At 64.9% G+C, this 12,154-nt stretch carries 10 protein-coding genes; 1 reads left to right on the top strand and 9 read right to left on the bottom strand.

Annotated elements, in window-relative coordinates:
• Nucleotides 1-526 precede the first annotated feature (526 nt).
• The 4 genes from MJ956_RS04695 to MJ956_RS04680 all read right to left on the bottom strand — a co-directional run bounded on the left by MJ956_RS04695 (nucleotide 527) and on the right by MJ956_RS04680 (nucleotide 4,987).
• Nucleotides 527-1,741, bottom strand: coding sequence for a CsgG/HfaB family protein (locus MJ956_RS04695; protein ID WP_253963322.1), 1,215 nt, complete (start codon nucleotides 1,739-1,741; stop codon nucleotides 527-529).
• Between the two features lie 35 nt (nucleotides 1,742-1,776).
• Nucleotides 1,777-2,244, bottom strand: coding sequence for a curli assembly protein CsgF (locus MJ956_RS04690; protein ID WP_253963321.1), 468 nt, complete (start codon nucleotides 2,242-2,244; stop codon nucleotides 1,777-1,779).
• Nucleotides 2,245-2,830: 586 nt separating this feature from the next.
• Nucleotides 2,831-3,868: a PdxA family dehydrogenase gene (locus tag MJ956_RS04685; protein WP_253963320.1), complete on the bottom strand. Its 1,038-nt coding sequence runs from the start codon at nucleotides 3,866-3,868 to the stop codon at nucleotides 2,831-2,833.
• Nucleotides 3,869-3,910: 42 nt separating this feature from the next.
• Complete coding sequence (locus MJ956_RS04680) at nucleotides 3,911-4,987, bottom strand: tartrate dehydrogenase (protein ID WP_253963319.1); 1,077 nt, start codon at nucleotides 4,985-4,987, stop codon at nucleotides 3,911-3,913.
• Nucleotides 4,988-5,350: 363 nt separating this feature from the next.
• Between MJ956_RS04680 and MJ956_RS04675 the strand changes: the two genes are divergently transcribed.
• Nucleotides 5,351-6,787, top strand: coding sequence for an MmgE/PrpD family protein (locus MJ956_RS04675; protein ID WP_253963318.1), 1,437 nt, complete (start codon nucleotides 5,351-5,353; stop codon nucleotides 6,785-6,787).
• A 68-nt stretch (nucleotides 6,788-6,855) separates the two neighbouring features.
• Here MJ956_RS04675 and MJ956_RS04670 read toward each other — a convergent pair whose 3' ends face one another.
• From MJ956_RS04670 to MJ956_RS04650, 5 genes are read right to left on the bottom strand one after another with little or no spacing between them, the layout of a single operon-like run.
• Nucleotides 6,856-7,899, bottom strand: a complete 1,044-nt coding sequence (locus tag MJ956_RS04670; protein WP_253963317.1) for an AbrB family transcriptional regulator — start codon at nucleotides 7,897-7,899, stop codon at nucleotides 6,856-6,858.
• Nucleotides 7,896-8,651, bottom strand: a complete 756-nt coding sequence (locus tag MJ956_RS04665; RefSeq protein WP_253963316.1) for an SDR family NAD(P)-dependent oxidoreductase — start codon at nucleotides 8,649-8,651, stop codon at nucleotides 7,896-7,898. The genes MJ956_RS04670 and MJ956_RS04665 overlap by 4 nt, the downstream gene beginning before the upstream one ends.
• 24 nt (nucleotides 8,652-8,675) lie before the next feature.
• Entirely contained in the window at nucleotides 8,676-10,040 is a 1,365-nt protein-coding gene (locus MJ956_RS04660; protein WP_253963315.1) for an MmgE/PrpD family protein, read from the bottom strand.
• A 44-nt stretch (nucleotides 10,041-10,084) separates the two neighbouring features.
• The gene (locus MJ956_RS04655) at nucleotides 10,085-11,581 is read right to left on the bottom strand and encodes a tripartite tricarboxylate transporter permease (RefSeq protein ID WP_253963314.1); all 1,497 of its coding nucleotides are present in this window, start codon (nucleotides 11,579-11,581) and stop codon (nucleotides 10,085-10,087) included.
• Nucleotides 11,581-12,096 carry a tripartite tricarboxylate transporter TctB family protein gene (locus tag MJ956_RS04650; RefSeq protein ID WP_253963313.1) on the bottom strand — a complete coding sequence of 172 codons (516 nt, stop codon included), beginning with the start codon at nucleotides 12,094-12,096 and terminating at the stop codon, nucleotides 11,581-11,583. The genes MJ956_RS04655 and MJ956_RS04650 overlap by 1 nt, the downstream gene beginning before the upstream one ends.
• Between the last annotated feature and the right edge of the window lie 58 nt (nucleotides 12,097-12,154).

Raw genomic sequence — 12,154 nt, 5'->3', positions numbered from 1 at the left:
GCGTGCCAAGCCCGCTTTCGAGGCGGCGCCCCCACCGCAAAGCCCTGGCAGCCCGGACATAGGCCGGCACTCTCGGGCAAAAGAATTCCGTCGATGCGGATGCCGTATCCGGCCGTCCGCGTTCGAACAGTTTCTCGGAAGTGGTTGAGATTCCCCCAGCCACGCACGTTCCGGTTTCGCCACCGTGGTCAACGAACCGTTAACGAGACGTACGGACTATACCTCAGTCTTACACAGCGTCAATCGCCTCGACGCTTATTATATTACCTAACGCATTGATAATTAATGCTCGGCTTTGTCTCAAATTGACACGATCGGGGTTTGGCCTCCGCACCGGGCCTCGGCTCTTGGGCCATGCGGCCGAAGACGCTACTCTCGTCAGAGACGGATGTCGGTTTTTGAAAGGGAGGGAGGACGGACGACCGCGCACGGCGCGTCCACAGGGGCGGACACGTGCAGGCTGAGAAGCGGCGGACGCCGCCGCACGAGCGCGACGCGACGAGATTGCGTCGGGCCGCGGCCGCTCCTAGCGGAACAGCATGCCGATCAGCGTGCGCGGCGCGTCTCGCTCGCCGCTGTCGTTCGAGCCGACCGCGGGCTCGTCCGGCGTCGGTGCCGGCGGCAAATCGCGCGGCGCCTCGTCTTCGGGCCGGCGCTGCACCGGCTGCGCATCGCTCTGAGGAATCCGCCGGACCGCGGGCTGGGCCTGCGGCTGCGTCACCGTGCGCGTGACCACCGGCGCCGCCCGCGCCGGCGCGCGGCGCACCGTTCGCTGCGTCACCCGCACCGGCCGCGCCGGCACCGTATCGACAACATCGCCGGCATTCGCGGTTTGTGGTCGCGACGGAGAGACCGCGCCGGCGGTCAGCCTGAAACCGTATTTTTCGTCATGGTAGGCGGCGATATAGGCCTGGCCGACCGCCGGGTCCGCGAAAGACCAGACGCCCAGCTCGGCGCCCTCGACGATCATCGCCTCGACCGCCTTTTCCACCGCCGACTGCACGGCGATCTGCTTGGGCTCGTTGTAGGTGGTGCCGGCCTCGGCCTGCAGCAGCTCGTCGAGCTTCACATAACGGAACGCGCCGCCCTGCAGCGAATAGGAGGCGACGGCCTTGCGCGTCGTCACGCTGGTCAGGACTTCGCCGGTCTTGGTCGAGACCGCGCGCAGGGTGACCGTCACGACGTCCTGAATGTATTTAGCGTCGCCGCCGATGCCGAGGAAATTGGCGCCGGCGCCGCCGGTCACGATGTTGGTATCGTATCCGATGATGCCGCCCTGGATCATGATGCCGGCATGCAGCAGCGGTGGCAGGACATCCGCGTTGATCTTCTCCTCGCCGCGATACAGGCGCCGCATTTCGGTGATGATCTGGCGTTCCTTGAGGAGGTCGTCGAGCTCCTTGCGCTCGAGGACGGTGAACCAGCGCCGCTCGCCGGCGTCCTGCAGCGCCTTGATCAGGATCGCGGCGCCGCCCTGGGTGACCGCTCTCGACAGCGTCTGGACGTTTTCGCGCTCCTTGAACTGGCCGGTCAGATCTTCGAGATCGTAGACGGCGACCGCGGTCTTCTTGGCGGGGGGCGGCAAGCGTCGCAACGCGTCGTTGGGGTAGCTGACCGGCGCCACCACCGGTAGCGTGTCGATGTAGGACTCCGTCGTCACACAGCCCGCGAGCGGCGCGATGCAAAGCGTCAGAGCGAATCTCCGCGCGAGGCGGGCGCGCCCCGGATATTCTGCAATCATCAAATCCCCCTCGAAAACCGATCCGCCCCTGTAGATCAGTTCGAACTTGTCACAAGCTGTGGAACGACGATCTCCGTCGTGGTTCCGTCGATCGCATCGAAAATCGTCAGTCGGATGGAGTCCAGCGAGCGCGAGAATGTGACGGTGGTGCTGCCGAACTGTACTGTTCCCTGATCCTGCGGGTTGTCGCCGAAGATCGCGTCGGTCACCTGTCCGGCAAGAGCGGACAGCAAACGGCCCTGGAGCTGTCGCACGAAGAGGTCGGCGTCGTCGTTGCGCGCGGTCCCCGGATCCGTCAGTCCGCCACCCCCGGTGAGATCATCATCGGCGTCGCTGGCGGTCGCCTCCCGCTGGGCGTTCGCCACTGCGAAGAGATGCGAGGAGTTCAACGGGCTGCCGCCGAAGGACGGATTGATCGGCGTGTAGACAAGATCCCCGGCAAAGGCCGGCGACACGGAAACCATGGAAATCGAAAGCAACAGGCCGGTCGAGAGGCGCGCCATGGGATTCTCCTTCTAATCGCACCTTACCAACCGGAAATCCATCGAATATGCAAGGAACTTAGCCAGTGAGCGCATTCGCGGCCCGCTTTGTGTTGCCTGGTAGGCACAGGAATCGAGCCGAACGAGTCACTATCGGGCTGGAATGGACGGGCCTGTGCGAGCGGTCTGCTCTGGATCGATAAGCGAGGTGCTTGCCGGGTGCACTGGCGCAGCGGGAGCTTCGCTCCAACGTCGCTATTTGGAACGGCAATTGCGTCGATAGGTTCTTTCCTTAAAGGAAGAAGTTTCGGCTTTCCGAATCGCCCTACCTTGGCTCCGGACGCCCCACTTCGCGAAACAGAAGCTTTGCAGGGCCGTATGCGCGGCCGGCACCCCCCCTATCGATTCTGGGTCGAATAGAGCAGAAACCCGCGGCAGCCGGAATTGCCTTTTCACGACCTTGCATGTGCATAACATCGTGTATAACAATGCGCGACAGGAGCGGAGTAAGTTATTGTTTTTTAAGCTGCATTTGTATGCCGCGCGGCGTCCCGTTGGGCGTACCAGCTACCTTCCTTCGATAGCTGATCTTCTGGAAAAAAATCACTCACCACCTGTCCGGCGACCCCATTTCCTTTTGGCGACACGCCAGCATGGCGGCGAGTGAGATCGCGCTCTCGAAAGCGCCGACGTCGGCGATACCCTTGCCGACGATATCATAGGCGGTCCCATGTGCCGGGGTAGTGAAGACCGTCGCCAGGCCCGCCGTCACCGTGACACCCTTGTTGAAGCCCTTCAGCTTCGTCGCGATCTGGCCCTGATCGTGATACATCGCCGTGACGCTGTCGAACTCGCCGGCAAAAGCCTTCAGATAGACGGTGTCCGAGGGGTAAGGCCCCTTGCAGTCGATGCCCTCGGCCTGCATGGCCTTCACCGCCGGCGCGATGATTTCGATCTCCTCGCGCCCGAACAGACCGCCTTCACCCGCATGCGGGTTGAGTGCCGCGACGGCGATCCGGGGCTTCGCGATCCCGGCATGTCGCATCGTGGCGTCGGCCAGCCGTAGCGCCCGGCAGATCGAGTCGAAGCCGATCTGGTCGATCGCCTCCCGGAGCGAGACGTGCGAGGTGACGCGGGTCATCCATTGCCCCTCCAGCACATTCATCTCTGAGAATGGGCCGACATGCGCGAGAAGATGCGCGAACATCTTGTGCTCGTCGGGAAATTTCCAGCCACCCTTGTACATGGCCTGCTTGTTGAGCGGTGCGAAGCTGATCGCGTCGACCTCCCCCGCCTTGGCGAAATCGACGGCCCGGGCGAGTGTCTCGCCGGTCAGGCGGCCGGCTTCGGGACTCATCTCGCCGGTCGGCAGCACATCGGGGTCGGTGTTCTTCAGATCGACGATCGGGATCGCGCCGCGATCGAACCGAGCCCTTGACGGGGAATCGACTTCGGCGAAAGCAAGTGTCACGCCGGCCTGGCGGGCGCCGCGCTCGACCACCCGGCGGTCGCCGACAACCAACAGCCGCGCCACGTCCGCCATCCGGCCGTCGCTCAGGATACGGGCAGTCTGTTCAGGGCCGATCCCGGTGCAGTCGCCCGGCACCAAGGCAATCAGCGGGCGTTCGTCATCGCGGTTGGTCATCGGTTTTCTCTCTTCGAAAGTGATGGCGGCGCGACGCTCGGCCTATTCGTTGTCACCATCGATAGCGGCGACCACCGCGTCGGTGACCTTGCGCGTCGTCGCCTCGCCGCCAAGATCCGGCGTATGGAACGCATGGTCGGCCGTCACCCGTTCGACCGCCCGCATCAATCGAGTGGCCGCCTCCGGCTCACCGAGATGGTCGAGCATCAGGGTCCCCGTCCAGAACGTCCCGATCGGATTGGCGATCCCCTTGCCGGTGATGTCGAAGGCCGAGCCGTGGATCGGCTCGAACATCGAGGGAAACCGCCGCTCGGGATTGAGGTTGGAAGTGGGGGCGATGCCGAGCGATCCGGCCAGCGCCGCCGCCAGATCCGATAGGATGTCGGCATGAAGGTTGGTGGCGACGATGGTGTCGAGCGTCTCCGGCCGCAGCGTCATGCGCATGGTCATCGCGTCGACGAGCTCCTTGCCCCATTCGACGTCGGGATATTCCGCCGCCACCTCGGCAGCGATCTCGTCCCACATCACCATGCCGTGCCGCTGGGCGTTGGACTTGGTGACGACGGTCAGCTTCTTGCGGGGCCGCGAGCGCGCCAGCTCGAAAGCGAAGCGCATGATCCGCGTAACGCCCGATCGGGTAAAGATCGCGACCTCGGTCGCCACCTCCTCCGGCAGGCCACGATGCGAGCGGCCGCCCTGCCCCGCATACTCGCCCTCGGAATTCTCGCGCACGATGACCCAGTCGAGCCGGTCCGGTCCGACGCCGCGCAGCGGACCTTCGATCCCCGGCAGGATTCGCGTGGGACGCACATTTGCGTATTGGTCGAAGGACTGGCAGATCGCCAGACGCAGGCCCCAGAGGGTGACGTGATCGGGGACGTCCGGCGCGCCGACCGCGCCGAAATAGAGCGCATCGAAATCGGCGACCTGTTCCAGACCGTCGGCCGGCATCATCACGCCGTGCTGGTGATAATAGTCCGAACCCCAGTCGAAGCTTTCGAACTCCATAGCGAAACCACCGTCACGCCGGGCGAGCGCCTTTAGCACTTCGATCCCGGCCCCGATCACCTCGGCCCCGATGCCGTCGCCCGGAATGGCCGCAATCCTGTAGTGCTTCATCGCCTTCACACCTTTGACCATTTCCGTCGGCGCCCGACGCATCGTCGCGCGCCCCCATCGAGTTAACCATTGCTTTGGCCGTTAGCCCATCTCGGGACTGTTAACAATAGTACAATCCCGTCGCCGCCGCCTGACCACCTGCTTCTCGGGGATTTCCGCGTTGGCGGCAACGTCGCACAGCCCGAACAGGCCACCCTCTTCGCAGGGTATGCGAAGTTGCCCTAATATTGTTGACAATATGCAGAAGCGCTTGGTAGCTGAAGCCAGCGTCTTTCTCGAACCACCCGGGCCGGCCAGACGGGAGCCCACCATCCCCTGGGAAGGCAAGTCATCGCCACGGAATTCCAACCGAGAGTCATTTGCATGGACCAGCGCACACCCACCCACTTCACGCCGCAAAACGATCCGTCGGTCGGCGAAGGGCTGACGGCTGAAGTGGCCGCTTTCGTTCTCGCCACCGATTACGACGCCATTCCGTCCGACGTGGTGGAACTCGGTAAGAAATCGATTCTCGACGGGTTCGGGCTGGCGCTTTCCGGCTCGGTCGCGATGTCGGGTCGATATGTGCAGCAGCATGTCTCAGACGTTGCCGGGGCTGGAAAAGCGACGGTCATCGGCACCGGAATCAAGGTGCCGTCGCGCTTCGCGGCCTTCGCCAACGGCGTCGGCATCCATGCCGACGATTACGACGATACCCAGCTCGCCGTCGCCGAGGATCGCGTCTATGGCCTGCTGACCCATCCGACGGCGCCTTGCCTGCCGGCGGCCTTCGCGGAAACGGAACTGCGGTCTCTTAGCGGCCGCGATCTCCTCGCCGCCTACCTGGTCGGCGTCGATGTCGAGTGCAAGATCGCCGAGGCGATCTCGCCGAGGCATTACCAGCATGGCTTCCATGCGACCGCCACCTGCGGAACCTTTGCCGCCGCCTCGGCCGCCGGCAAGCTGCGGGGCTTCGACCAAGAAACCCTGCAGCGCGCACTATCCATCGCCGGCAGTCAAAGCGCCGGCCTGCGCGAGAATTTCGGCACGATGACGAAGCCGTTCCATGCCGGTCGATCGTCCGAATCCGGCATCGTCGCCTGCGATCTCGCCGGCATGGGCTGGAGCGCGACCGACAAGATCCTCGAGGCGCCGCGCGGCTTCTTCCAGGCGCATGGCGGCGGCTACGACATTAACGCCATTCGGGGCAAGCTCGGCGCACCCTGGAGCTTCGCCGATCCGGGCATTTCGATCAAACCGCACCCGTCGGGCTCGCTCACCCATCCCGGCATGACCGAGATGCTGTCGCTGATCGCCGAGCACGGCATCAAGGCCGAGGATGTCGAGCGGGTCGACGTCGGCACCAACCACAACATGCTGAACGCCCTGATCCATCACCGCCCGCGGAACGAACTGCAGGCGAAATTCTCGATGGAGTTCTGCATGGCGATCCTGCTGCTGGACGGCCGCGCGAACCTTCCCGAATTCACCGACGAGACGGTGCTGCGTGACGACGTTCAGGCCATGATCGAACGTGTCAATTTTCACAATCACCCGGATGCGGAAGCCGCCGGCTACGCCAAGATGACGACGATCCTCGACATCCAGATGAAGGACGGACGCAAGATTTCCGGCCGCGCCGATTTCGGCAAGGGCTCGCCGGCCAATCCGATGAGCTACGACGAGGTGGCGGACAAGTTCCGCGGCTGCACCGAGTTCGCCCGTTGGCCGCAAGACAAGAGCGAGGCCATTATCGACATGGTCGCGACCTTGGAAAAGGCGACCGACATGGGCAAGCTGGCGGCCGCGCTCGCGGCCTGACGAAGGACGCACCGGCTGCCGCCTGCCCCCTTTTCGCGGAAGCGATCACAAAATCCGGACGGTGGCGGCTACTTGCGGCTGCCGTCGCGTCGCATCAGCCGCACGATGATCAACGGCGCCAAGAGGTTGGTCATGAAGGAGCGAACGAACTGGAAGCTGGCGACCGTCGCGGAGGCCAGGCCCAGCGCCTTCGCCGTGGCGATCATCTCCCCAAGGCCGCCGGGCGCGACGCCCAGCGCGAGCGTCGGAAACGAGAGCTCAGCGAACACCGGCAGGGCGAACGCCGCCAATATCATCATGGCGACGACCAGTGTCAGGCTTGCGCCAAGCCCGGCAAGGGTCGCCCGCGGCAGCCGGTACAGATCCTCCCGCCTGAGACGCATTCCCAGCGAGAAACCGATGGCGATCTGCGCCAGGATCAGCAGCGGCCGCGGCATCGGGGCCAGCGCGTAGCCGGCCAGCACCAAAGCGACGCCGACCGACATCGGCATGATGATCCAGGGGTTGAGAAGATCGAGGCGGCTCGCGAGCAACGCCGCCCCAACGCCCAGGACGAAGCAGACCGCCAGCGCCACGTTGCTTCCCCCGACCGGCGGCGCGACCGCGGTGACCGCATCGACGTCGAGGCCGATGAGAAGAGGCACGGTGACCACGACCAGAACCACCCGCAGGCTGTGCGCGACCATGACGAAGTCGGCGCGGGCGTTGAGGTCGGCGGCGAGCGAAGACATCTCCGCCATGCCGGCGGGCAGCGCGGCGAGCAGTGCACTCAGTCGATCGACTCCGGCAAAACGCGCGAGCGGCAAGGAAATCGCGACAGCCACCAGGTTCGCCGCCAGCGCCGCCCCCATCATCACCGGCAGCAGTCTCGCCACGTCGTAGATCGTCGCGACGTCGAGGACGGAGGCGACCGACGAGCCGATCAGCAATTGTCCGCCACGCCGGACGAGCTGCGTGCGGCCGATGCCCGGCACGCTGTTGGCATAGATCGCAGCGCCCAGCATCGATCCGAAGATCCAGGCAAGCGGCAGACCGAGCCAGTGAAAGATCCACCCCATCGCCGCGGAGGCCGCGAAGCCGCCGGCGACGACCAGCGACGAACGGATGGTCACGAAAGGTAGGCGCCGCCGTTGACGTGGAGGGTCTCGCCCGTCACGTAGCGCGCGTCGGGTCCGCAAAGATAAAGCACCGCCGCGGCGATCTCTTCAGGCAGGCCCCGTCGGCCGACGAGATTGGTCCGCGTCTCGTGATGCTTCGGCGTCCCGCCGCCACTCGCCGCCCGCTGGGTCGCGATGAGGCCCGGCGACACGCAATTCACGGTGATGCCCTCGGGCGACAATTCGTGCGCCAGCGCCTTGGTCAGACCGACGAGCCCGGCCTTGGCCGCGATGACGTGGGCTCGATGCGGCGCACCCGTATGGGCGGTGAGCCCCCCAATATTGCAGATGACGCCGGCATCGCTCGAACGCAGCAGCGGCAGCGCGGCCTTGGTCATCAGGAAGGCACTGTCGAGATTGACCGCCATCACCTGTCGCCAGTTCTCGTAAGTCAGGTCGTCGATCCTGGCCTCGGGCCGGATCGCCGCGTTGTTGACGAGAATGTCCAGTCGTCCGAACGCGGTCTGCGCCGCCGCGACGATCGTCGCGGCGCTCGCCGGGTCGCAAAGGTCGGCGGTCACCCCCGTCGCCCTGCCCCCCGCGGCCTCGACGGCGGCGACCGTCTCGTCGACAGCCGCGCGGTCCCGCGCGGCGTGGATGACGACCGACGCGCCCGCCTGGCCGAGCGCCACGGCGATCTCCCGGCCGATATTGCGCGATGCCCCCGTCACCAGGGCCACTTTGCCCGCCAGCTTGCGCTCACTCATATCTGATCCCCCGTCGATTGATCCTCATACGTCGGCAAGCCGCGCGATCGCGGTCGCACTGTGGGTGGCCCGGAGAATGTTGGCGCAATGTGCAAGGATCGCCTCCGCTCCCTCCATTCCGCCATAGCGGGCATTGACCAGGAACTTGGCCTCGATCTCGTCGCGGCTCAGCGGCGCCTCCGCGCCTCCCCGGATGTGATCCTGTCTTGCCTCGAAAACCGCCCCGTCCTCGGTTTCGACGCGGACATGGCCGGTGAACCGCGCCGGATAGGGGTCTTCCGGATCAATCTCGTAGGTTACGAGGCGGCTGAGACGAAGCAGCGACTCGTCCCGGATCGCCTGCTCCGAAAAGTCCTCGAGGCCGGCGCGACCGCGCTGGAGCCCGAGTGCTACACCGAAAGGCAGACTGAACTTGGCCGCGTAGTCGGTCGGCGGCCGGCGCTTCAGATCGAGCGGCTCCCAGAGCCGGTGCACATAGCCGTCGGACGTCAGACAGTGGATCTTGGCGATGCGCTCGACGGGCACGCCTTGCTCGCGCAGCTTGATGGCGCAATCGATATAAGGCTGCACCATCGTCCCGCAGGGATATGGCTTGAAGGTGATCCTCTCGGCCACCCAGCGCTCGCCTATCTGATCCATCATCTTGTCGTAGAGCGGATCGATCGACGGCGCGAACGCCTTGAAGAACCCGTGTTCTCCCTCGATCACGGCACGCGGTCCGACGAACCCCGCCCGGCCAAGCGATGCTGCTCGCATGCCGGACTGTGCCGCCCAGCCGGCATGCATGCGCTTCGTCCAACTTCCGTCGCCGAGATATTCGATGATCCCTGAGGCGGTCGAGCCGGCAATGCCGAGCGCATTGCGAAGACCAGCCTCGTCCGTCCGTGTCGCGACGCCCACCGCGAACGCCGCGGCGAGCGAGCCGAGGACGGCGGTCGGATGGAAGCCGGCCCGATGGATCGCCTTCGGCGCCGCGAGGCCGAGTCGGCACAGCAGCTCGATTCCGGCCGCCATGCCCAGCAGGACCTGGTCACCGGACAGCGCCTCACGTTCCGCGACGGCGAGGATCGCCGGGACGATGACAGCGCCCGAATGCACAGGCCCCCCCTCGAAGGTATCGTCAAAATCCTCACCATGGGCGGCGGTCCCGTTGATCAGCGCCGCATCGGCGGCGGTGTAGCGACCGGCATGGCCGATGGCGACATGATCGCCCTGCTCCGCCGATGTCAAAACCGCGCCAATGTAGTCCGACCGTCGCGCGGCAAGGCACAAACCGACCACGTCGACGAGAATCGCCTCGGTTGTCGCGATCATCGTGGGGGAAACGTCGGCGAGAGACAGCCCGGCCCCCCAGTTCGCGAGACGCTCCGAAATGGTGGCGTCCGTCATGGCATACTCCGTTCGATAAGGACCATCTGCCTGTGCCACCTCGCTTACGTTGCGCTCGCGCGACGGCCGGCCCACGATGTAATCAGCGGCCTGATCAGCGACCCGACGATGAAGATCGCCGCGACGACGAGAAAGCCGAGCGAGATCGGATCGGTCAGGAAGATCGCGTGATCGCCACCCGACAGGACGAGGGAACGGCGATAATTGCTTTCGACCAGATAACCGAGGACGAGCCCCAGCACCGTTGGCAGGAAGGGAAATTTGAGAAGGCGCATCGCGAAGCCGACGACGCCCGCCTCCCGCACGATCACGAGGTCGAAAAGGCTCTGGTGGATCGAGAAGACGCCGGAGAAGATCAGCGCCAGGATGAAGGCATTGAGATAGGCGCGCGGCCTGTTCACCAGCCAGATGCACGGCCCCATCATCGCCATGCCGATGAACAGCAGCGAAACGGACGCGATGAACATCCCGCCATACAGTCCATAGACGGTGCTCGCCGACTTGATGAAGATCATCGGTCCGACGGTGATCCCGTGAATCAGGAATCCGCCGAGCAGGATCGCCGTCGAGTTTGATCCGGGTATGCCAAAGGACAGTAGAGGGATGATCGCCGTCGCCGCCACGGTGTTGTTGGCGGCCTCGGGCGCGGCGATGCCTTCCGGGGAGCCGTTGCCGAATTCGTCCTTGTGCCGCGACCAGCGCCGGGCCTCGTTGTAGGACATGAACGAGGCGACGGTTCCCCCCGCGCCCGGCATGACGCCCTCGAAGGTTCCGATGACGCTGCCAATCATTTGCGAGGGGATGAGCCGGGCGGCGAGCTTGCGGCCGGGAAACTGAATCCGCGCGCGACTTTCGACCCGCAGATTTTCGCCTCTTTGCGCCGTCTGGACCAGAAGCTCGCTCACCGCGAAGAGCCCGACCATGATGAGCACCGGCTCGATGCCGCCGAGAAGATCAGCGGTGCCAAAAGTGAAGCGGTTGCCGCCGGTAACCGGATCGGTCCCGATGGTTGCGACCATCATGCCCAAGATTCCGGCGATCAGGCCCTTGACCAGCGAACCGCCCGACAGCGAGGCAATGACGCTGAGCCCGAGGATGCCGAGCGCGAAATAGGACGGTGGGCGGAATGACAGCGCCACACTCGACAGTGGCTCGCTGAGCACGACGAGCATAACCAGACCGACAAGGCTCCCCAGAACGCCCGAATAGAGTGAGATGCCAAGCGCCAGCCCAGCCTTGCCCTGGCGGTTCATCTCGAAGCCGTCGATGACGGTGGCCGCCGCGGCGTTGGTCCCGGGCGTGCGGATCAGGATGGCCGGTATCGAGCCGCCATATTCAGCCCCGATATACGTGGAGGCGAGCAGCACGATCGCCGAAGCCGGGTCAAGACTGTAGGTGAACGGCAAAAGCAGCGCCATGGTGATCGACGGCGACAGGCCCGGAAGCGCGCCGCCGAGGATCCCCCATGCGACGCCTATGATTGCGAACAATCCAGCCGGCGTCGTCAGCAGCACGTCGAGCGATTGCGAAAGAACATCCATCACAACACCGACTGGCGAAGCTGCAACCATAATTGGCCAGCAGGAAGGGGAATACCGAGCGCAAATACGAACAACAGCCAGTAGAAAATCGCGCCGCCCGCGGCGATCGCGAAAACGCGCCAGCTCAACCTCACGCCGCCATACAGCGACGCGGCCACGATCAGCGCGAAAACGCTCGGCAGATAACCAAGCGGGCGTACGGCGACGAGATAGCCAGCGGCAATGACAAGTAGTCCGCCGGCCTTGAGGACGCCGCCGATGCCGATTCCCCCGGCCTCCGCCGTAGCGCCTTCATCGGAGACCGGGCCGGCCTTTCGCCAGCGGCGGTCGACGATGATCGCATTCAGGCAGAGAACCACGCCGAGCGCGATCATCAATATGGCCAGGGTTCGCGGCAACCCTGCCGGTCCGACCGTATCGTCGAGCGCACTCGCCCGGATATCCAGCGTCATCATCAGGTAACCGGACCCGATCACGATCGCCGCGATCCCGCCAACGAAATCCCGTGAATTCAAGACAATCTCCTGGCCCGCGGGCCCGAGGCGGCGCGGAGCGCCACCTCGACCGGTCTTG

The organism is Aurantimonas marianensis (assembly GCF_024195285.1).
GTDB lineage: Bacteria > Pseudomonadota > Alphaproteobacteria > Rhizobiales > Rhizobiaceae > Aurantimonas > Aurantimonas marianensis.
Note: the sequence above shows the minus strand (reverse complement) of the source record. Positions and strands in the feature narration are given on the sequence as shown.